The 21,419-nt window shown below is 54.2% G+C and carries 22 protein-coding genes; 16 read left to right on the top strand and 6 right to left on the bottom strand.

The window, feature by feature from the left end; genetic code table 11:
- Positions 1 to 129 precede the first annotated feature (129 nt).
- Together AC3RCL_RS22940 and AC3RCL_RS22935 are read left to right on the top strand one after the other, a co-directional pair.
- Positions 130 to 582, top strand: a complete 453-nt coding sequence (locus AC3RCL_RS22940; protein ID WP_192571017.1) for a DUF948 domain-containing protein — start codon at positions 130 to 132, stop codon at positions 580 to 582.
- Positions 583 to 597: 15 nt separating this feature from the next.
- Positions 598 to 960, top strand: a complete 363-nt coding sequence (locus tag AC3RCL_RS22935) for a YtxH domain-containing protein (protein WP_036660184.1) — start codon at positions 598 to 600, stop codon at positions 958 to 960.
- A 127-nt stretch (positions 961 to 1,087) separates the two neighbouring features.
- On the opposite strand, the gene AC3RCL_RS22930 is transcribed toward AC3RCL_RS22935, so the two are convergent.
- Positions 1,088 to 2,185, bottom strand: a complete 1,098-nt coding sequence (locus AC3RCL_RS22930; protein WP_492532179.1) for a nitric oxide synthase oxygenase — start codon at positions 2,183 to 2,185, stop codon at positions 1,088 to 1,090.
- Positions 2,186 to 2,416: 231 nt separating this feature from the next.
- Here AC3RCL_RS22930 and racE point away from each other — a divergent pair, with 231 nt between their 5' ends.
- The 6 genes from racE to AC3RCL_RS22900 all read left to right on the top strand — a co-directional run bounded on the left by racE (position 2,417) and on the right by AC3RCL_RS22900 (position 6,185).
- Complete coding sequence (racE, locus tag AC3RCL_RS22925) at positions 2,417 to 3,223, top strand: glutamate racemase (protein ID WP_009593789.1); 807 nt, start codon at positions 2,417 to 2,419, stop codon at positions 3,221 to 3,223.
- Between the two features lie 237 nt (positions 3,224 to 3,460).
- A complete protein-coding gene (locus AC3RCL_RS22920) occupies positions 3,461 to 4,663 on the top strand; it encodes a M14 family zinc carboxypeptidase (protein WP_492536447.1) in 1,203 nt (400 codons plus the stop codon).
- Between the two features lie 194 nt (positions 4,664 to 4,857).
- The gene (locus AC3RCL_RS22915; RefSeq protein WP_192571020.1) at positions 4,858 to 5,133 is read left to right on the top strand and encodes a hypothetical protein; all 276 of its coding nucleotides are present in this window, start codon (positions 4,858 to 4,860) and stop codon (positions 5,131 to 5,133) included.
- A 103-nt stretch (positions 5,134 to 5,236) separates the two neighbouring features.
- Positions 5,237 to 5,539 carry a HesB/IscA family protein gene (locus tag AC3RCL_RS22910; protein WP_009593786.1) on the top strand — a complete coding sequence of 101 codons (303 nt, stop codon included), beginning with the start codon at positions 5,237 to 5,239 and terminating at the stop codon, positions 5,537 to 5,539.
- Positions 5,540 to 5,569: 30 nt separating this feature from the next.
- The gene (locus AC3RCL_RS22905) at positions 5,570 to 5,791 is read left to right on the top strand and encodes a YuzB family protein (RefSeq protein ID WP_015736716.1); all 222 of its coding nucleotides are present in this window, start codon (positions 5,570 to 5,572) and stop codon (positions 5,789 to 5,791) included.
- A gap of 127 nt (positions 5,792 to 5,918) precedes the next feature.
- The gene (locus AC3RCL_RS22900) at positions 5,919 to 6,185 is read left to right on the top strand and encodes a hypothetical protein (protein WP_009593780.1); all 267 of its coding nucleotides are present in this window, start codon (positions 5,919 to 5,921) and stop codon (positions 6,183 to 6,185) included.
- Positions 6,186 to 6,507: 322 nt separating this feature from the next.
- Here AC3RCL_RS22900 and AC3RCL_RS22895 read toward each other — a convergent pair whose 3' ends face one another.
- Both AC3RCL_RS22895 and AC3RCL_RS22890 read right to left on the bottom strand, forming a co-directional pair.
- The gene (locus tag AC3RCL_RS22895) at positions 6,508 to 8,493 is read right to left on the bottom strand and encodes an LTA synthase family protein (RefSeq protein ID WP_492532175.1); all 1,986 of its coding nucleotides are present in this window, start codon (positions 8,491 to 8,493) and stop codon (positions 6,508 to 6,510) included.
- A gap of 171 nt (positions 8,494 to 8,664) precedes the next feature.
- The gene (locus tag AC3RCL_RS22890) at positions 8,665 to 9,813 is read right to left on the bottom strand and encodes a THUMP domain-containing class I SAM-dependent RNA methyltransferase (RefSeq protein ID WP_492532173.1); all 1,149 of its coding nucleotides are present in this window, start codon (positions 9,811 to 9,813) and stop codon (positions 8,665 to 8,667) included.
- Positions 9,814 to 9,973: 160 nt separating this feature from the next.
- Here AC3RCL_RS22890 and AC3RCL_RS22885 point away from each other — a divergent pair, with 160 nt between their 5' ends.
- Complete coding sequence (locus AC3RCL_RS22885; protein WP_492532171.1) at positions 9,974 to 10,609, top strand: O-methyltransferase; 636 nt, start codon at positions 9,974 to 9,976, stop codon at positions 10,607 to 10,609.
- A gap of 93 nt (positions 10,610 to 10,702) precedes the next feature.
- On the opposite strand, the gene AC3RCL_RS22880 is transcribed toward AC3RCL_RS22885, so the two are convergent.
- A complete protein-coding gene (locus tag AC3RCL_RS22880) occupies positions 10,703 to 11,914 on the bottom strand; it encodes an MFS transporter (protein WP_041622038.1) in 1,212 nt (403 codons plus the stop codon).
- A gap of 237 nt (positions 11,915 to 12,151) precedes the next feature.
- On the opposite strand from AC3RCL_RS22880, the gene hemE reads away from it, so the two are divergent.
- The 7 genes from hemE (at position 12,152) to taeA (ending at position 19,930) form a co-directional block, all read left to right on the top strand.
- Positions 12,152 to 13,210: a uroporphyrinogen decarboxylase gene (gene hemE / locus AC3RCL_RS22875; protein ID WP_015736711.1), complete on the top strand. Its 1,059-nt coding sequence runs from the start codon at positions 12,152 to 12,154 to the stop codon at positions 13,208 to 13,210.
- A 35-nt stretch (positions 13,211 to 13,245) separates the two neighbouring features.
- Positions 13,246 to 14,187, top strand: a complete 942-nt coding sequence (hemH, locus tag AC3RCL_RS22870) for a ferrochelatase (protein ID WP_096776066.1) — start codon at positions 13,246 to 13,248, stop codon at positions 14,185 to 14,187.
- Between the two features lie 148 nt (positions 14,188 to 14,335).
- Entirely contained in the window at positions 14,336 to 15,655 is a 1,320-nt protein-coding gene (locus AC3RCL_RS22865; RefSeq protein WP_492532168.1) for a CapA family protein, read from the top strand.
- A gap of 32 nt (positions 15,656 to 15,687) precedes the next feature.
- A complete protein-coding gene (locus AC3RCL_RS22860; protein WP_009593791.1) occupies positions 15,688 to 16,461 on the top strand; it encodes a glycerophosphodiester phosphodiesterase in 774 nt (257 codons plus the stop codon).
- A gap of 3 nt (positions 16,462 to 16,464) precedes the next feature.
- Positions 16,465 to 17,088 carry a fumarylacetoacetate hydrolase family protein gene (locus tag AC3RCL_RS22855; RefSeq protein WP_492536445.1) on the top strand — a complete coding sequence of 208 codons (624 nt, stop codon included), beginning with the start codon at positions 16,465 to 16,467 and terminating at the stop codon, positions 17,086 to 17,088.
- Between the two features lie 32 nt (positions 17,089 to 17,120).
- A complete protein-coding gene (locus AC3RCL_RS22850) occupies positions 17,121 to 17,927 on the top strand; it encodes a DUF92 domain-containing protein (protein WP_492532166.1) in 807 nt (268 codons plus the stop codon).
- Positions 17,928 to 17,992: 65 nt separating this feature from the next.
- On the top strand, positions 17,993 to 19,930 hold the full coding sequence (gene taeA, locus AC3RCL_RS22845; RefSeq protein WP_492532164.1) for an ABC-F type ribosomal protection protein TaeA: 1,938 nt from the start codon (positions 17,993 to 17,995) through the stop codon (positions 19,928 to 19,930).
- A 68-nt stretch (positions 19,931 to 19,998) separates the two neighbouring features.
- Here the strand turns inward: taeA and AC3RCL_RS22840 are convergent, their stop codons facing one another.
- Both AC3RCL_RS22840 and AC3RCL_RS22835 read right to left on the bottom strand, forming a co-directional pair.
- A complete protein-coding gene (locus AC3RCL_RS22840) occupies positions 19,999 to 21,033 on the bottom strand; it encodes a M42 family metallopeptidase (RefSeq protein WP_213579392.1) in 1,035 nt (344 codons plus the stop codon).
- Between the two features lie 39 nt (positions 21,034 to 21,072).
- Positions 21,073 to 21,399, bottom strand: coding sequence for a LapA family protein (locus AC3RCL_RS22835; RefSeq protein WP_492532161.1), 327 nt, complete (start codon positions 21,397 to 21,399; stop codon positions 21,073 to 21,075).
- Positions 21,400 to 21,419 lie beyond the last annotated feature (20 nt).

Below are 21,419 nucleotides of genomic sequence, written 5' to 3'. Positions count from 1 at the left end.
GCGGGGATATTCGTTGTTCTCTGTCCGCAATAAAAAGATCGCCGATGTTGTGTCAAGACAAGCCCATCCTGCTTATAATGCATCAAGCGACTAGGCATTCGCCCGGTCGGACGAAAGGAGGAGTTCCCGATGACAGAATGGAGTGCGCTGGCCGCTGCCGCCGGCATCGTGCTGATCGCGGTTGCCGCGGTGGTCATGATGCTGTCGATTAGAAAGCTGATGCGGCGGGCTGAGACCATGCTGGGCCGGCTTGAAGAAGACAGCGCCCGATTGGCACAGGAGGCTTCGCAAGTGCTTGAGCAGGCTTCCGTCTCTTTGGAGATGATACAGCGTCAGCTGGCAGCCGGCGAAGCTTTTGCCGCTTCCATGTCCAGTGCAGCGACAGCCGTAGCCAAGACGGCCGATGCGGTTCATGCTGTTGGGAAAAAAGCTTCCATAACGGCCATTGAGCATCTGGAACGTGCTCGCCTCGATAATGAACGGCAGATCGGGGAGATGTTCCGTTGGGTGGATGCCGGGATGACGCTCTGGCATTCCTGGAACAAATATGCCTCCAAGTCCGGCGAAGGGCAAGCCAAATAGAAGGAGAGATGGGATATGAAAGAGAAGAGCAAAGGACTCCTCTGGGGAGTATTGATCGGCAGTGTTGCAGGTTCTGTTACCGCACTTCTTCTGGCTCCGAAATCCGGCAAAGAGCTTCGGGATGACATTGCTGACGGCGCACGCGGAATCGGTGCCAAGGTGCAGGAGGCAGCGGAGAAGGTAGGCGAGCAGGGCGTTAATCTGATCGGCATCATGACGGATCGTGCCGAGCATGTCATCTCCGACATTCAGTCCTGGCGGAACCGGCAGGAGAGCTGGCTGGCAGAAGAGGAAATCGCACAGGTGTCCTCGTTTGATGAGGATTTTGAAGAAGAGGCGTATGTGCCCTCTGTTTCGGAAGAGAAGATCAACGATTAAAACCAGGATCATCAGTCTTCAGCACATCGATTACGGGAATAAGATCACGCCAAAATACATGAAAAGCCGGGGCGGCGCCAAACGCCCCGGCTTTGCTGCGTTTAGTGTTGAGCACGGTCAGGCGGGATTATTGTCCCTTGTTCCTATAATGGAAATTCGGCGAACGCATGTCATTATGATAGGAGGCATGGAAAATATGCGTGGTGGCCGGCGAAACGGGAGGAATCAGCCAGCTCCAATCTCCGGTTAGCTCGCGCCCGGCCTCCGCTTCACGCCGTTCGAACAGACCGAACTGGGCTGCAGCCGAGTGATGGTCCACGATGCTGACGCCCGCCTTTTTGTAGGAATAAAGCACGGCCACATTGAGTTCGACCAGTGCACGATCCCTCCACAAGGTGGCTTCGCTTGAAGTCTCCAGTCCCATCAGCTTGGCGATGAGCGGAAGCTTGTTGTAACGGGCCACATCTGCGAGGTTGCGGGCACCGATTTCGGTTCCCATATACCATCCGTTGAACGGAGCGGCCGTATACGTAACGCCCCCGATCTCAAGCAGCATGTCCGAGATGAGAGGCACCCCGTACCATTTTAACCCTTCCTCTTTAAGCTCCGGAAGATCAGGATGCTCCAGGCAGACCTCCAGCACGGAGGATTTCGGTATCGGCAGCCACTCGGGCGGCTCATTCCCCTGCTGCACCACCAGCGGCAGCACATCATGGGCGGTCAAGTCACCCTGCCAACCCATCTCCATGCATTCCTTCGTGAAGGCGATCGAAGCCGGGTCGCCAATCGTTCCGTCCGGCGTTTCGTAACCCGCATACCGAATCAATTGATGGTTTTTGATCATTAGGGGAGCTTCCCCGGGACGCGCAGCTCTGAAAATGGTAATCGTAGGTATGATCTTTCCGCCATTGGTGGCACTCTCGATATGGTGGAGAAGCGCCGAAAAGATGTCGGAGGTCTCCGTTAAGTGTCTGGCATCAATGACCTTCAGGCGATCCCAAAAGAGTCTCCCGATACAGCGGTTGCTGTTTCGCCAGGCCATTTTGGCCCCGTGCGTCAGTTCCTCTAGCGTATGTTCATATGTACCTGTCCGCTCGATCTGTGAGCGGATGTCGCGGATCCGGGACTGCACTTCTTCCCCGGTCCGGTTTAACTCTGCATAACAGAGCCCGATAAACTGCTCCGCAGCCTGAAAAAGGCCCGTGCGATGTATGCTGTCATTCACGTGAGATTCTCCTTTTCTATACGCGCGCTTACTATAGTATAAACTACCTAAGCTCCGCATCTGGAGCAAGAGTCCTACAATTGCTTGAACATCGTATCCAAGGTTTTTCACAACGGCGCCCTTGTTGAAGATAGGGGGGAATTGGGGTAAGATTTAAGGTACATTTCGATCCGAAATGACATATGGTATCACTGTAAACCATGAATTTGACAAGAAGGAAGCGGTGGGTTCGTGCAGCAAGCAATCGCAATACTAGACTCGGGTGTGGGCGGGCTGACTGTCGCCAAAGAAGTGATGAGACAGCTCCCGAGAGAGAAGATTATTTATTTCGGAGATACAGCCCGCGCACCCTACGGACCCCGTACACCGGAAGAAGTCCGTTTATTTACGGAGCAAATCGTAGATTATTTAATTCAATATGATCCCAAAATGATCGTTATCGCCTGTAATACGGCAACGGCGGCGGCGCTTGATTATATTTCGTCCAAAGTGCCCGTGCCGGTCATCGGTGTCATTCATCCAGGGGCACGAGCCGCCATAAGCGCTACGAAGACCGGACACGTCGGCGTGATCGGTACGGTCGGAACCATTGGCAGCGGAGCGTATACAGCGGCTCTGAAACAGCTGTCACCATATATCGGGGTAGAGAGTCAAGCCTGCCCCGAATTGGTACCGCTCGTCGAACACGGATTGTTCCGGTCCAAGGATTCCCTGCAGGTGGTGGAGCGATCGCTACGAGGCATCAAGGATACCTCCATTGATTGCCTGATCCTGGGTTGTACCCACTATCCGTTTCTCATGAATACGATTCAAACCGTCATGGGGCCGAATGTGAAGCTGATCAGCTCCGCCGATGAAACGGCACGCGAAGTCAGCACGATTCTGTACGATAAAGGCCAGCTCGCGAGCAGCATGGAAGGGCCGGTGCATCAATTTTTCTGTACAGGAGATCCGGAAATTTTTCAGAGCATTGCAACCGAATGGCTTGGTGAGCATATCAAGCGGACGCCGGTGGTATGGCAGATTACGAAGCTATAATTCACGGTTCATACTTTAAAGCTTATTAGAATGATTGCGAATACGAGAATGCGAGGCAGGCAGGACAAGGGATGGGGCCCTTTCCTGCCTTTCTTTTGTTTCACGATCGCCTTCATACGATAGGAAGGGGCTTGGCGCCGTTTCGATCGGCTGCATCACTCATGTCGGACAAGCGGCTGCTCATATACATGGATTGGACACTAATTGAAGCGGCTTAGCCGCGGAAAGGAATCCATTATGCAGCAATATGTCGTACAGAAAGGCGATACACTAAGACGCGTGGCTGCCAGACATGGTCTGGCGTATGAACAGCTGATTACGGCAAATCCATGGGCCGCGCAGCAGCCGTATCTCCAGCAGGGACAAATGCTCTATCTTCCTTCATCGCTGCGCCGGCGGTATGTCATTCAGGAGCATGATACGTTTGATCGTATTGCCAGTGCGTTCCGGTTTCGCAAGGAAGCCTTGGAAGAATTGAATCCCGGTTTATCGGCTAATCAGCTGCCCCAGGGAAAAACGATCGTTCTGCCGGGCCCAACGCATAAGCATTTGATACGGTTAACCGGCGAATATGGGCCGGGGGATCTGGAGCGCGATATCCAAGAGATGCAGCTGCTTTACCCTGCCATCGAGTGGAGCGTCATCGGACGGAGCGTGCTCGGCAAACCCATATATGCGGCCAAAATCGGCAAAGGCCCGAAGAACCTTCACATGAATGCGGCGCTGCATGCCAATGAATGGATCACCACTCCTTGTCTGATGCGATTCATGGAGGAGTACGGCAGGGCGTTGGTCCAAGATTCAACGGTTTATCATCAGGAACCGACGGCCTGGTACCAGGACTATACGCTGTGGGTTGTCCCGATGGCAAACCCGGACGGAGTAGAACTCGTACAAGAAGGAATCACGCCTTCTCATCCCTATTATGAACGTCTGCTGGAATGGAATGGCGGTCGTGAGGACTTTCGCCGCTGGAAGGCGAATATCAACGGCGTGGATTTGGGGGACCAATTCCCGGCGCATTGGAACGAGGAAGTTGCTCGCAGGGGCAAAACGCGTCCTTCTCCGCAGGATTATGCGGGGGCTAAGCCGCTGAGCGAGCCGGAAGCCGAGACCGTCTATCAGCATACCCTGTCGATCTCTCCGGAACGAGCCGTTTCCCTTCACAGCCAAGGCAGGGAAATTTATTGGAATTACAGGGACTACGAACCTCCGGAAAGCGAGAACATGGCCAGAATAATGGGTCAGGCGGGCGGTTACAGGCCGGTGAAGCTTCAGGGGAGCGATGCGGGCTACAAGGATTGGTTCATTCAGCATTTCAGGAGACCGGGCTTTACGGTGGAGATCGGTTATGGGATTAATCCGCTGCCGCTCGAGGATTTCGAGGACCTGTGCGTCGAGGTGGGATCGATCCTATCGGCGTTCATGTCTTTGGAATAACCTGATAATGAAACGAGAAGCATTCCTAAACGTATACAAAGATAGAAGAATCGGCCGCTGCTTGTCATGGATCAAGGCAGTGGCCTCTTTTCGCCCTCTGATTGATTGCGGGCCGCATAGGAATGGCCGGGATTTCTTAGAGCTTCAGAAATTGGGTAATATATATTCATGCAATTGGAATGGAGGTATGCACCATGAAGTGGAGAAGATTATGGTCGCTTCGGCGCTGGTCGCACGTATTCCAGCGGATATTCGGGTACTTGGCCTCTTCCCGGGTTGCTTTAGGGGACAAGCTGTTATTCCTGGTTCCGGTTGCGCTGTACTGGGTACTGCCGGATTTCATGCCTTTCCTGCCGATCGATGATATCGGAGTCACGATGCTGCTGATGAACTGGTTCGTATCCCGCGTCGAACGGAAATATCCGGGTTTGCTCGATGAGAACCAAGGCACGGTCAAGCGCGCAAGGTAAGCGGCCTTCAGTCAGCAGCAATACGGACAGAACCCTTGCGAAAAAGTCGGCAGGGGTCTACAATAACATATTGAATGAAACATCCGTGAGGAGATGAATATACGTGAAATGTAAAATTACCCGCAATGCGGCCAAAGTGATAAAGCGAGAGCTGGACAAGGAAGAAAACAAGGACAAGAAACTTCGCGTGCTGGTTACCCATGCGCATGGCGATCATGCCCACTATGGACTGGATCTGGACACACCTAAGGAAAGCGATGTCGTCGTATCGACGGATAAAGAGATCGACGTCATTTTGGAGGCTGGACAACCTTTTCTGGACGGCGTCAAAATCGACTATCTTTATTTTCCCGAGGAAGGCTTTGTCATTACGAATCCATCCCAAGGGAATCACGGCGACCACTAGGATACTTCAGAACAAAGAAGGTAATGAATAATGGCTAATGATATTCGCGTCTGCGAGAAATGCAGGCATACGAAATTGAAGACAATCATCCCGAAGATTCAGAAAATGGTGCCGGATGCCGACATTAAGATCGGCTGCAAATCCTATTGCGGTCCTTGCGGCAAACGCGCATTCATTTATATCAACGGCCGGTATGTCAGCGCACCTACAGAGGATGAGGTGCTGGCAAAGGCGCTGCCGTTTGTGAAGTAACCAACGGGCTGTTTGGGCCCCCAATCGAAGATTCATGGATTTCCCATTTCTACGGGTATAGTTCCTGGCTCAGCCATCCATGCTAAGAGGGCAACAGGAACAACGACTTTAGAAGGGAGCATCCGTCATGAACAGTCACGATTCCAGTCTTCACTCCAACAGTCCAAGTAACAGCGCGTTAGATTCCGTGGAGAAACTGCACCGTGCCGTATCCTCGGCCATGTCTCATCCGACGGAACAGTTAATTCAGCAAGCGGAGAATTCGTTATCCCATACAGAGCAAGCGGTCGCTCAGGTGATCGAGCAGGGGAACCGAAACGCCGTGGAATTGGCGGAAGAGTTGTTAGGTGAAGAGAAGGAACGCCTGTCCAAGCTTCGTTCGGCTAAAAAGTAAATCATCCTGTGCAAGCCCGTTCCAGAGCTTTCAAGCTTTGAACGGGCTTTTTGGCCAACTTATATGAAGCTGGGGCGGCCATCCTAGAAGAAGCTCAGGTGATATGTGGTGAAGCGTTTGCCAAGATGGGAAACCGACTCGAGTCAGTGTTCTATTGGGCAGGGTGGAAGAAGCAGGCGGCAAGAATAAGGGTCTTCTTGTAAGGGGACATGGTCTTATCGGAAATCGCATTAAAAAACAGGCTGATCATCATGATCAACCTGTTTTTTTGGTTAAGCGGGGCGCCTGGGTCTTGGGTTGAACCTAAATCGAAGCTGTTCTGTTACTCCATTTCACCCTTGCCCTGTGCTTTAAATAACTTCAACAGATCGTACGTGATGACTTGGTCCGAGATTTGCAGCTGCTTCCGGGTTTCGTCGTACCCGTCACGGCAGGCCTGGATATCGGTTGGCTGACGCTTTGTCAGATCATAACAGGTTCCACCTTCCAGCCCGGCCGTTTCAGAAGGCAGGTAGAACACCTTCTCTTCGGAAAAAGCGCCGCTGCGCAGCGGAATCAGACGCGGCTTATCATCAAACAGATGGCCCCCGATCCAGTAATACGGCGCTTCCGATACGCCGAGAAGATGAAGGATGCTCGGCGTCACGTTCATCATGCCGGCGGCCTCGGGATATACTCCGGCATTCCCGCCGTCAGGCAGGCGAATGAGCAGGGGGACCTGGTTCATGATCTGTTCCATGTCGAGTGCGTTCAGATCCCGTCCAAGAAACTTCTCATAGTCCGATATTTCCTTGATCGAATTATCGTGATCGCCATAGATGAGCAGTATGGTATTATCCCACAGCCCTTGCTGCTTCATCTGCTCCTCGAACTGGCCGAAGGCTTCGTCCACATAATGGATCGACTGCAGATAATCCCCGAACATCGTGCCTTCAAACTCTCCAGTATCCAGCTTGCGGGCATCCTTCGGGACATAATACGGATGATGGCTCGTTAACGTAATCAGGAAGGAATAGAAGGGCTGCTCGATGCCTTTCATACGATCCAGCGATTGCGCGAAGAATGCTTTGTCGCTCAGCGACCATCCGAGCACATCGTTCATTTCATAATCCTTCTTGCTGTAAAAACGGTCATAGTTCATTTCCCGATACATCGTCGTCCGGTTCCAGAAGCTGCTGTCATAGGCATGGAACACGTTTGCTGCATAACCCTGCTCCTTCAGAATCTCCGGAAGAGTATCGTACTCGCGGTCGGCATATCGCGTAAACACGGAACCCGTGGGCAGGGGAAGCAGGGAGCTGTGCGTGACAAAGTCCGCATCGGACGTTCGTCCTTGCCCAGTTTGATGGTAGAAATTGCTGAAATACATGCTGTCCTTCATCAAAAGGTTGAAGTTGGGGGTAATTTCCTGCCCCCCAATCGACTGGCCAATGACAAAATTCATGAAGGCCTCCGTCTGGATCATGATGACGTTGCTGCCTTTATACTTGCCGAACAAAGCCCCGGTTCCGGATGCTTTACCATGCTTGGCATCAAACCATGCCTTGACCTGGTTGACCTCTTCATCTGCCAGCTTCGGCTGGCCGATGAGATGATCCCGGCCGTAACGGTACAGATCATATCCGTGAAAACCGATCAGTCCCGTCACGTTATATAGCGTAATATTCCACCAATTGCCTTCAAAGAGGCCGACAGCCCAAGTATCGGACGCTTTCTTGATGGGAACGAAAGTCATCACCATGCCAAGGATGAAGACGAGCGTACCAGCTGCCAACCGGCCAAACACCCGTTTCCGCCGATGCCGCTGAAATTCACCCGGGAACCCGTACGTTTCGGAGGTCGATGTTCGTTTGCGGAACACCATCACGGCCGTAAACGGGACGATGACAACCCAATCGATAAAAAAGAACAGGTCGGCGCCGTGTATAAGGGAACGGATGCTGTCTCCGAGCGAGCCGACTTGCCCGGCCTGCATGAGCACCGGCACCGTTATGAAATCATCGAAGTACCGGTAATAGATTAAATCGGCGTACAGGATCCCCGTCCATACCAGATTCAGTAGGGTTAATGAAGCAAGCCGGCCTCTTGCCGGGAGCCATAAGGTCCAGAAGGAGATCAGCAGGAGCGAGCCGACGGCGATCACATAGTCGGCCCGGTCCAGCTTCATGTTGGCAATATGAAGCTGATGATCCAGCATGATCAGCTTGTACATCATGAGGATAAGGAATAACAGATAGGCGGTGTACCGGTAATGCAGTCCTTTGGAGACCCGGCTGCGGATATCGATCCATGACGGCGATGAGAGCACAAGGGTATCCTCCTTTATATAAAAACTAAAACATTCTCGAATCGTTGTCTGGCTTCTAAGTATGAATGTCGATAGGCGCTTTTCTAATTATAGCTTGGCCCGGCATGAATTCAAACGGCGATGCAGACAAAAAAGCCGCCCGAAGGCGGCGGTTCAAGCGGCGTCATGACGTTATTCCACCGATTTGTTACGCGGTGGCAAGGGCCCCAGATATTGATAATACTGGCACTCGATCCGGCCGTTGAACAGCTTGCGGCGCTTGTCCGCCTTGCGGCCGAAGTAATGCTCGAATTGCTTGGTCGGGCTGATCGCGAAGAAGGACCAGGTCGGAAGCGAATGCATGACGGAGCCGAATTGGCGGATCAAACGTTCAACTTCCTCTTTCTCGCTTAACCGTTCGCCGTAAGGCGGATTAGTGATAATACAGCCGAATTCGCCATCAGGGATGGCTTTGGCCGCTGGAAGGACCTTAAAGTCGATTTCGCCGGCAAGGCCCGCGCTTTTGGCAGCGGCTTTGGCTACTTCGATGGCTTTCGGGTCGATATCGCTTCCTGCGATATGGAGCGGAATATCGTCCTTCACCGCATCAAACGCCTCCTCGCGCGCATCCTCCCACAGGCTGTCTCCGATGATATCCCAGTGCTCGGACGGGAACGACCGGCGCAGGCCAGGCGCAATGTTCCAGGCCATCATGGCGGCTTCAATCAGGATCGTGCCCGAACCGCAGCACGGGTCATACAGCGGGCGATGCGGGCCCCAGCGGCTTAACTGCAGCAGGGCGGAAGCCATCGTTTCTTTCAGCGGAGCTTCCGTCACCAGCTTGCGGTAACCTCGTTTATGCAGGGCTGGCCCTGTCGTATCCAGCGTCAGGATGGCTCGATCCTTCAAGAGAGATATCTCGACTACATAACGGGGACCGTCCTCGGGGAACCATTCCGTGCGGTGCGAGAGCTTCAGCTTCTCCACGATTGCTTTTTTAACGATGCCCTGACAGGCGGGAACGCTGCTAAGCTGCGATTTATGGGAACGTCCTTCCACGGGGAATTCGCCATCCGCCGGAATCCATTCCTCCCACGGCAGCGCTTTGGTTCCTTCAAAGAGCTCGTCGAAGGTCAGGGCCGTAAATTCCCCCATCTTGACGAGGATTCGGTCCGACGTCCGGAGCCATAGATTGCAGCGGCAAATATCGATCAGGTCACCCGAAAAGGTAACTCTTCCATTCTCTACTTCCATGTCGGCATACCCGAGCTCTTTCAACTCGCGGGCAACGACGGCTTCCAGCCCCATCGGGGCCGTCGCGATCAATTGTAATCGAGGCATTAACGATGTCAACTCCATTTAACATGTGTACGGCGAGAGTCGCCGCCGGTTCAATCTATATAGTATAGGCGATTGCATTGACTAAGACAATTATCATATGATAGTTCTCGTTAGGTTTAACGGAGTCAAGGCATGTTATGAGAAAAAGGAGGCAGCTTCATTGCTTACGACCCCTGATGATTATGTTAACCAATTATACCCTGAAGATGAAGAGCTTCAGCTTGTAATAGAAGCCATCCGCGAGCACGGGATGCCGGAGGTTTCGGTGGCACCGGCATACGGCCGGCTGCTGACCATGCTGGTACAGGCTGCCGGCGCAAGGAATATTCTCGAAATCGGCGCCCTTGGCGGCTATAGCGGCATCTGTCTGTGTCGCGGACTTGCAGCCGACGGCAAGCTCACGTCCTTAGAGCTGAAGGAAGAATACGCGGCACTCGCAGGACGTCATCTGGAGAAGGCCGGATTCAAGAATCAGGTGGAGTACCGCATTGGTCCGGCGGCGGATAGCCTGGAGGCGTTGAAGCAGGAAGGGCGGACATTCGATTTTTTCTTTATTGATGCGGATAAGGAGAACTATCCTCTGTACTTGGAATATGCCATGGAGCTTGCCAATCCCGGTGCCCTCATTGCCGGAGACAATTGCTTTTTGCGGGGCCGGACGCTGAACTCGGAGAAGAACGGTCCTTCGGTTCAGGCCGTCCGCCGCTTTAATGAAATCATCGCGACGGACGAGAGGCTGATCAGCACGCTGCTGCCCGCCTATGACGGGCTGATCCTTGCGCGCGTGAAGGGATGAAACAGATAACACAAAGGGGCTGTCCTCGGGTCGGTTAGACCACGGGACAGCCCCTTTTTGGATAAGACGGTTGCTGTTATTCTGCTGGCAGGCTCAACGGTATTTGGGCGAAGGCTTATGCGAGAACAGTTTCCGTCTCACCCATAACATATTGATGATCAGCAGGCAGCCGGATGTAATGAACAATCCTTCGATTCCGATGAATCCGGATAAGAATCCGCCGATTACCGCGCCCAGCATGTTGCCAAGCGCAAGCGAGCTTGTGTTGAAGCCGAAGGAGCGGCTTTCCATGCCGTCCGGCGTGTAGGAGCGAATCAGCGCGTTGACGCTTGGCAGCAGCCCGCCCATGAACACGCCCATCATGAACCGCACGATGATCAGCTGCCACACGGATTGCACGAAGGCTTGCGGGATCAACGTAAGTCCCGTACCGATCAAGGCGTACGTCAGTATGCGGTGCGCGCCGACCTTGTCGCTGAGCTTGCCGAGAATCGGGGAGGCGATCATGTTCGACAGCCCCGTGACCGCCACGACGAATCCGGCCCATATCGCGATATCCACCGCGGATCCATGAAGCTTCTGAACATACAGCGGGAGCAGCGCCATAGGGCTGATCATCGCGAATTGAAGCAGGAACGTGACGGCGAATAACGCCGGCAGCTGCGGAATGTGGCTCAGCTCCTTGAGCCCGGCGATAACCGATGGCTGCGGCGCCTTGGCCGCCCGCTCGCGGTTGAAGTTTTCCTTGACGAGGAACAAGGCGAGCAGCGAGGCCGTAAAGATTAACCCGCCTGTAATATAGAAAATCGGCCGGAAGCCGACCCAGCTGGCCATGAGTCCGCCGATCAACGGACCGAGTATGGTGCCGGCGACTTGTCCGGATTGCATGATGCCCATCGCAAACCCCATCCGATTCTTGGGCGTCGTGCCCGATACGAGCGATATCGCCGCAGGGTTAAATCCCGATATGGTACCGTTCAGCAGCCGAAGAGCCAGCAGATGCCACGGATGGGTGGCAAAGCCCATGCATGCGATGACAAGCGCCATGCCGAAGCCGGAGCGCAGCAGCATGATTTTGCGTCCGTACTTATCGGCGACTTTTCCCCAGATCGGCTGAAAAATAAACGAGGTCAGGAAGTTGGCCGCAAAGATCAATCCGGCCCATACGCCTATCTCCCGGTCTCCTACGACATTCAGGTCCTGCGCCAAATACAATGTCAGGAACGGGGTGATCATGGTCATCCCGGAGTTGACCAAGAACTGCCCGAACCAAAGCACAATGAGATTGATTTTCCAATTGGTCAATGTGCCTTTCACTTCCTTTCTAAGCTGTCGAGTCCGGCGCGAACCGGACGTATGTGGAATTACCCTAAAAAAGCCGTTCTTCCAGTATAACATATTTAAAAAGTGCCAAATGCTAACAATGTCATAAGATTGTCATGCGATTTTCATAGGATGTCCATGTAAGACGGTTGTTACTTACTTTTAAAAAGGGCATAATGTTCTTTAGGAAACTTTATACACATTGATGGGGGCCTAATCATGACCTATAACGATCAATTCATCCGCGCTTGCCGCAAGCAGGAAGTGGACCACGTTCCTGTATGGTACATGCGACAAGCGGGACGCTACGACCCGGAGTATCGAAAGATTAAAGAAAAGTACTCCCTGCTGGAAATATGCAGTCAACCCGAGCTGGCGGCAGAAGTGACCCTGATGCCGGTACGGAAGCTCGGCGTGGACGCGGCTATTTTATATTCCGATATCATGAATCCCGTTGCCTCGATCGGGGTAGACTTCGATATTGTGAAAAATATCGGTCCCGTAATCGACAATCCGATCCGATCGGCAGCGGATGTAGAGAAGCTTCGCCCGATCGACGTGGAAGGTGATCTCGGCCATGTATTGGAGACGATCCGCATTCTGGACAAGGAGCTCGACGTTCCGCTCATTACGTTTGCCGGTGCTCCGTTCACGATTGCCAGTTATCTCATCGAAGGCAGACCTTCCAAAAATTATCTTCGCACGAAAGAGCTTATGTACAGCGAGCCGAAGGTATGGTTTTCGCTGATGGACAAGCTCGGCGACATGGTGATCGCTTATTTGCGCGCCCACGTGGCAAACGGCGGGAAAGCGTTTCAATTGTTCGACAGCTGGGTTGGAGCTTTGTCTCCAAAGGATTTCCAAACGTTTGTCCTTCCAACCATTCAGCGTATCTTTGCCGAGCTTCAGGACCTAAGCGTTCCGAAGATCTATTTCCCGGGGGTAAGCTCAGGAGAGCTGCTGCCTACGCTTACGGATCTCAGCACGGATGTCATCGGTCTCGACTGGCGAGTGTCCATTACGGAAGGACGCCGCCGTTTGGAGCATAAATATGCCGTTCAGGGCAATTTGGATCCGACGGTTCTGACCGGGCCGATGCCGGTCATTCAGCAGTATGCCAAAGAAATTATCGATCAGGGGATTCAGGAGCCGGGCTTTGTGTTTAATCTAGGACACGGTTTATTCCCGGAGGCTTCCCTGGAGAAGCTGCGTGAGCTGACCTCGTATATTCACGAATACTCCGCTCAAGCATTGCAGGCAGGAGCACAACGCTCTTAAACGTTGAATATTTTATTAGCCAGAGGTGAGATGGTATGAAGAATAAGATTGGCGTATTGGTCATGTCCTACGGCACGCCGGAGAGCATGGAAGGAATCGAAAGTTATTATACGCATATCCGCCGCGGAAATAAGCCGTCGGAAGAGCAGCTCAAGGAGCTGACGGACCGCTATGAGGCGATTGTGGGAGGCGTGTTTCCGCTCCGCGAGAACACGGACCGGCAGGTCCGCACGCTGCAGGATACATTAAATGCGGATCCCCGGGCCATCGATCTTGAGTTCGTGTGTTATCAAGGCTTGAAGCACGCGGCTCCGTATATCGAAGACGGCGTGGAGCAAATGGTCCGGGACGGCATCAAGGAAGCCGTCGGCATCGTGCTGGCTCCCCACTACTCCACCATGAGCATCGGATCCTACGTGAAGCGTGCCCAGGCGAAGGCCGATGAGCTGGGACTTCAGATTTCGTTCGTGGAGAGCTATCACATGCATCCGAAACTGATCGAGGCTTTTGCAGACCGGGTGTCGGCGAAGCTGAACCAGTTCGAGCAAGCGGGGGCTGTCCGGGACAGCGTGAGGGTGCTGTTCAGTGCCCACAGCCTTCCGGAACGCATTTTGTCCGTCGGAGATCCTTATCAGGATCAGCTGCTTGAGACATCCAAGGCCGTAGCCGAGAAGGCAGGCGTGAAGCAGTGGCAGTTTACGTGGCAAAGCGCCGGCCGGACGGCGGAGCCTTGGCTGGGCCCGGACATTCTGGATACGCTGCAGGCGCTGAACAAAGAAGAACAGGTGGAGGACGTGCTGGTCGCGCCGGTCGGTTTCGTATCGGACCATCTTGAGGTGCTGTACGATTTGGATATCGAAGCCAAAAGCATTGCCAAGGAGATGGATATGCGGCTTGAGCGCATCGACTCCTTGAACAGCGACCCGCTCTATATGGAGGCGCTGAGCGACTCCGTGATCACCTTGATTGGACTGTAAGCCGTATTACCCGAATTTCGAATTTCTCAACAGAATGCTTTGATATGGAACTCCCCGGCGACGGGGGGTTCTATTCTTTATGGGGAAGCTGGTATAATGGGGGAAGCGACTTATTGCGCGAGCTCATGAGTGAATAAAGGAGTGACCTATGCAGCATCTGTCACGATCAGAGAAAAGCAAGGCCGAGAAGAAGGCCCGTAAGCAGCGAACCGGACAGGTTTGGCTCATTCTGAACCTATGCCTGATTTTTATGATCGCTGCTTTGCTTGTTTATCATTTTAAATTCAAGGAAGATCCGGTTCCGCAAACGGCTTATCCCCCTGGTATGCCGGACTTTGGCATGGAAGGGGAGCAGGCGGGAAGCACCGGCTCCGGGCAGCAGGATGTAGGCGCGGGAACGGATTCGGATCCTTCGACGACGACGGAGCCCGGCGAACCTCCCGATTCCGCTATAACGGGGCCTGATGGCAGCGCAGCGGATGAACCTGCCGATGACGAGATGGCAGCGCGGGTGGTCATGCATTTTGCAGGGGACACGTTGTTCTCGGGCAAGGTGGAGGCTGAGCTGAAGAAGCATGGATATGATTATCCCTACAAGCACCTGGGTACCGCATTTCTGGAGGACGACCTAACCGTGCTTAATCTGGAAACCCCGGTTACGACCGGAGGCGTTGGCGCCGCCAACAAGAAATTCGTATTCAAGTCCTCTCCGGACGTATTGCCCGCCCTCCGGGATGCCGGGGTGGAAGCCGTTAATCTGGCTAACAATCACATTCTGGATCAGGGGCAGGAGGGGCTATTGGATACCTTGAAGCACCTGAAGGACCATGATATCCGTTATATGGGAGCAGGAAGGAATGAGGAAGAAGCCTTTGCGGCCGAATATTTCGAGCTTCAGGGCATGACGGTTGCCTTGCTTGGGTTCAGCCGCGTCCTGCCGGAGACGACCTGGTATGCGCTGGAGAACAGGCCGGGGGTCGCCGGGGCTTATGACCATGTGCTGCCCAGAGCGGTTGAAGCGATCCAGGAGGCAAGGAACAAGGCCGATCTGGTGGTTGTCATCGCCCATTGGGGGGAGGAGCTTCACAAGACGCCGAATGTCCATCAGATCAATCTGTCACGCGCATTCATTGACAGCGGCGCCGATCTGATTATCGGCGGCCACCCGCATGTGCTGCAGGGATTGGAGCAGTACAAGGGCAAGTGGATTGCGTACAGCACCGGCAATTTCATCTTTACCAAATCGTCGAATGCGGATACGTGGAAAACAGCCGTGTTCCGGGCTTCATGCAGCAAGCAAGGAGACTGCGACCTGAAGCTGACGCCTTACCGTACGGAGATCGGACAGGTCATTCCGCTTGAAGGCAAAGAAGCTGAAGCCCTGCTGAAAGAGGTCCAGGAGCGATCCGTCGGCGGCGTCAAAATAGCGCTTGATGGTGAAGTTATAGCAGGCAAGGCCGCAGACTAATTCGTTAAACGTTACATCAAGGAGGTCCCACCATGAACAATTTATGCGTGGCTCACCGGGGGTTTTCCGGTAAAGCGCCTGAAAATACGCGCGCAGCCATTCAGATGGCGATGGATGAGCCCTTCGTGCATTGGATGGAGATTGATGTGCAGCTGACTCAGGACGGGGTCCCTGTCGTGATCCATGACTTCAGCGTGGATCGTACGACGACCGGGAAGGGCAAGGTGAAGGATCTGACCTGGCAGCAAATCCGGAGGATGGACGCCGGAGAATGGAAGGGACGCCAGTTCAGGGGTGAGCAGGTTCCATCGCTGGATGAGGTCCTGCAGCTGGTCAAAGGCCGATTGAAACTTAACATCGAACTCAAAACGAGCGGGGACATGTATCCAGGCCTGGAAGCCGCTGTCCTGGAGCGGATTCAAGCCCACCGGATGCTGCCGGACGTGGTGCTTACTTCGTTTGAACCGAAAGCTTTGATGAAGGCAAAGGAATTGGAGCCCGACGTGAAAACCGGACTTATCATCGATGCGCACCCTCGCAATTTGCTGGCACGCTTGAAGCAAATGAAATGTTCCTTTTTATCCATCGGCTATTCCCACCTGGATGCGGCTTTTGCGTCGGATCTGGTGAAGAACGGCATTACGCCCATGGCTTGGACGGTGGATGATGCGAAGAGCATGAGATCGCTCGCCCGAATGAATCCCGCCATCATGATCTGTACGAACCGGCCCGATACATGGGGCCAAATCTTTATTCATAAAATTGCACCAAAAGTTCCGTTCTGGCGAAGAAAATGGAGGTTTTAATTGATGTGTGCCCTAGTGAATAACGTTTATTGTGTAGGACGTAATTACCAACTGCATGCGGCGGAGCTCGGCAATGCCGTACCGGAAGAGCCGATGATTTTTCTTAAACCCTCGCATGCCGTCGTTCCGCTGGACGGCAGCGTGCTGAAGCTGCCGATGGACAGGGGCAGCCTTCATTTTGAAGGCGAGCTTGTTATTCAGCTTGCGGAGGATTACGCGCCAGGCAAGACCGTGGACGAGCTTGTAAAATCGATGGCCCTTGGCATCGATTTCACGCTGCGTGACGTACAGACGGTCATTAAGGAGAAAGGACACCCGTGGACGGCGGCAAAGGCGTTTAAATCTTCCGCGCCGCTTACGCCATCCATTGCTTTCCCGGGAACCGCCAAGCTTGAGGATAAGGATTTTACCGTCTGGAAGAACGGCGACCAGGTCCAGCGGGGGAATGTGAAGGATATGATCTTCTCTCTTCAGCGCATCATCGATTACATCGGCGAGCATTACGGTCTTGGTCAAGGGGATTTGATCTTCACAGGCACGCCGGCCGGCGTGGGACCCACGGAATCCGGCGACGTGTTCGAACTGTTCTGGGGAGACGTCCGTCTGGGCCGCTGCGAAATCGGGTAATCTGACAAGCTTTATTATGGGAGGGATCGCGGATGGATTGGCTGATCGGGGCAGCGGGTGCCGTCATCGTGGCAGGAGCCGCTTACAGGAAACGATCGTTATCGGAATCCGGAGCCTTAGCCGCTATTCTGATGGGTACCATATATTACGGAGCAGGGAACGCGTTTTGGTTCGGAACCCTGCTTCTTTTTTTCATAACGTCCACGCTGCTCTCGCGGCATGGGAAGCAGCGGAAGGCGGACCTGGAGAAATCCTATGCCAAGACCGGCCGGCGGGATGCTGGTCAGGTCTTCGCCAATGGCGGCATCGGCATGGTGCTGTGTCTGTTGAACGTATGGATTCCGTCCCATCTGTGGGTGTACCTGTTTATAGGCGTCATGGCTACGGTGACGGCGGATACCTGGGCCACGGAGGTAGGCAGCCTTAGCCGGAAGCCCCCGCGTTCCGTGCTGAACGGAAGGGTGCTGACAGCCGGGGAATCCGGCGGCGTATCCTGGGTCGGCTCCGCGGCGGCGGCAGCAGGGAGCATGCTGATTGGGGCAGGCGGATGGCTGCTGGCCGAGTGGAGCGGCATGAATGCGGATCTGTTGCCGTATGTCCTGGCTGCCCTTGGGGGCGGCATGGTCGGAGCTTTTGCCGATTCGTACCTCGGTGCGACCATGCAGGTAATGTATCGCTGCCCGGCGTGCGGCAAATCGGTGGAAGTGTCTCGACATTGCGGCCAGGATACGGTGCGCATGCGCGGACATGCCTGGATGTCCAACGATGCGGTCAATCTGGTCAGCTCATTGCTTGGCGGCGCGGCAGCTTATGGGATTGCGGCGTGGATTGCGTTATAATGTATCCGTCTTACCGATGAACGAACGATCAACGAAATCTATAGATGTAAGTAGGGATCATAACTATGAATATATTGACCGTGGAACAGGTAACGAAAAGCTATGGAGACAAAATTCTGTTTCAGGATGCTTCCTTCGGGATGGAGGACCAGGATAAAATCGGGATCATCGGCGTAAACGGCACGGGGAAATCCACGTTTATGCGCGTTATCGCGGGGATTGAGCCGCCGGATGCCGGTAAAATATCGATGGGCAATCGCATCCGGGTGCGTTATCTGGCCCAGAACCCCGAGTTTGATCCGGACAATACCGTCCTGCAGCAGGTATTTGAGGGCGATCTTCCAGAGATGAAGGCGGTCCGGGAGTACACCGAAACGATGGAACTGCTGGAGCTGCATCCGAATCGCGAAGACCTGCAGCAGAAGCTGCTGAAGCTCAATCAGACGCTGGATACGCTGCAGGCGTGGCAGCTGGAAAGCGATGCGAAAACCATCCTGTCCAAGCTGGGCATCCGGAATTATGACGCGAAGATGGGGACGCTCTCAGGCGGTCAGCGTAAGCGGGTCGCATTGGCTGCGGCCTTGATTCAGCCTTCCGATTTGCTTATCCTGGATGAGCCGACGAACCATATCGACAATGAATCCGTGGCCTGGCTGGAACAGTATCTGCAGAAGCGCCGGGGTGCGCTGCTCATGATTACGCATGATCGGTATTTTCTGGACCGGGTGGCCAATGTCATGCTGGAGCTGGATCACGGGCGGCTGTTCCGATATGAGGCGAATTACAGCCGCTTTCTGGAACTGAAGGCGGAGCGCGAGGAGCGTGAGGCTGCTTCCGAGCAGAAGCGCCAGAATTTGCTGCGGAACGAACTGGCCTGGATTCGCCGAGGAGCCAAGGCGCGTACGACCAAGCAGAAGGCGAGGATCGAACGATTCGAGAAGCTCAAGGATCAGGAGATGGTACACAGCTCCGGCGAACTGGACGTCTCGGTCGCTTCTACCCGGCTGGGACGGAAAATTCTGGAGATTGAAGGTCTGCGGAAGAAGAGCGACGACAAAGTTCTCATTCAGGATCTTTCCTACATTGCCGTTCTAGAGGATCGGATCGGCATCGTTGGCCCGAACGGCAGCGGCAAATCCACGCTGCTCAATCTGATTGCCGGGCGGCTTCAGCCGGATGCCGGGGAAGTCGTGCTTGGCCCCACGGTCAAGCTCGGTTATTTCACCCAGGAGCATCAGGAGATGGACGGCAGTCAGCGAGTGATTGAGTATATCAAGGATGAAGCGGAGGTTGTCCGCACGGCGGACGGCTCGGCCATTACCGCGGCCCAGATGCTGGAACGCTTCCTGTTCCCGCCGGCGCTGCAGTGGACGCCGATCGCCAAGCTGTCCGGGGGCGAAAAGCGCAGGCTGTACCTGCTGCGGGTGCTGATGAGCGCGCCGAACGTGCTGCTTCTCGATGAACCGACCAATGATCTGGACATTCAGACGCTGTCCGTCCTGGAGCAGTACCTGGATGAATTCCCGGGCGTCTGCATCGTGGTATCCCATGATCGCTTTTTCCTGGATCGAACGGTGGACAAGATCATGGCGTTTGAGGGCAGCGGACAGATCCGTGTCCATGTCGGCTCTTACAGCGAATATGCCGAATGGATGCAGCGCCATGGCGGCGAAGCCGCCGGGGGCAAGGCGGAAGCATCCAGTGCCAAGCCTGCTTCGGGAGGCTCAGGCAGCGGTTCCGCTCAGGAAGCGCCGCGGGAGCGCTTGAAATTCAGTTATAAAGAACAGCGGGAGTACGAGCAGATTGACGGTCTTATCGAAGCCGCCGAGAACAAGCTCGCTTCGATTCAATCGGAGATGGAGACCGCCGGCAGCGATGCGGCCAGGCTTCAGGAGCTGATGAAGTCCCAAGAGGAGACGGAAGGCGAGCTGGAGCATTTGATGGAGCGCTGGACCTATCTGAACGAGCTTGCGGAGAAGATTGAGCAGAGCAAGAAATCTTGAATATGCAAAAGGGGCGTCCCCAGGCTTATGGCCTTGGCGGGACGCCCCTTTTTCTGTATGGAGATGACTTATTTCACGTAGGCAGCCAGCAGCTTAACGGTGTTAAGAACAGCCTGTTTATGCGTTCTTTCCATCGCATGGGATGCATGAACGCCGGGACCGATCAGCGCAGCCTTGATGTTGCTGCCGGCGGAGAGCGCCGCGGATGCATCGGAGCCGTAATGCGGGTACACGTCCACCGCATAAGCAATGCCTTCGCTTTCAGCCAGCTGGATCAGACGGCTGGTCATGCCGTAGTCGTAGGGACCGGAAGAATCCTTTGCGCAGATGGATACATCGGTTTCCTTGCAGCTCAGGTCATCGCCGATGCAGCCCATATCGACCGCAATCAGTTCATGGATGTCGGCAGGAATGTAGGCGGCGCCATGTCCGACCTCTTCATAGTTCGAGATGAGAAGCTTCACATTGTAGGCAGGCTTCCAGTTATCCCGTTTCATGCTTTCGAGCAAGCCGAAGAGGGCGGCGACGCTGGCTTTGTCATCCAGATGGCGCGATTTGATGTAACCGCTCGGCGTAATGACCGCACGCGCATCAAAGGACACAAAATCACCAACGCCGATTCCGAGTTTCTTCACATCTTCGGCAGACTCCACCCATTCGTCGATCCGGACCTCCATATGGGCTTCCTGGCGCTTGAAATCACGGGCATCGCTGTACACGTGAACGGAAGGATGCGTGGACAGGATCGTGCCCGTATATTTCTTGCCGCTGCGCGTATGGATGATGCAGTATTCATTCTCGATGCTGTTCATCATGTATCCGCCGACGGAGGTAAGCCGGAGCGTACCTTCCGATTTCACGGCACGAACCATGGCGCCGAGCGTGTCCACATGGGCGCTCAGGCCGACGGTTCGGCTGCCGTCTTGTCCGGGAACGGACAGGATGGCTCCGCCTTTCTCATTCCATTCCAGGGAAACTCCAAGCGAAGCGGCTTCCTGCTCGATCCGCTTCATGATGTCGTGGGTATATCCGGTAGGGCTCGGCGTATCCAGCAGTTCTTTTAGCAGGTCCAGCACGTAAGTTTCATTCGGTTGTATCGACACGGGTTGTTATGCCTCCTTGGTTCGATGGGACAGCCTTCCCTATTCAATGGGAGCGTCCTTCTGATCTTTCTTGTTTTCCTCTTCCGCAGCTTGTATTTCAGGGGTGTATCCCGTTACTTCACGGATATGTATGAGCTGCTCCGCTAACGAACGGATTTCCTTCTGCATTTGATATTGACGGTAAATCCCGAACGTGCCGACGATCAGTCCCCCGATCAGCGAGCATCCGATAATCAGCAGAATCAGCGGTACGTTGACGGTGCCGAATAACAGGTTCACGGCAACCGGATTGACATTGATGACGGCGAACACAGCCGTAATCAGGGCAAACAATAAGGCTGCGATTAACGACCATTGAATTTTCATGGGGAACACCTCCTTCCTCC

It is taken from the genome of Paenibacillus sp. MT86 (genome assembly GCF_058792535.1).
Note: the sequence above shows the minus strand (reverse complement) of the source record. Positions and strands in the feature narration are given on the sequence as shown.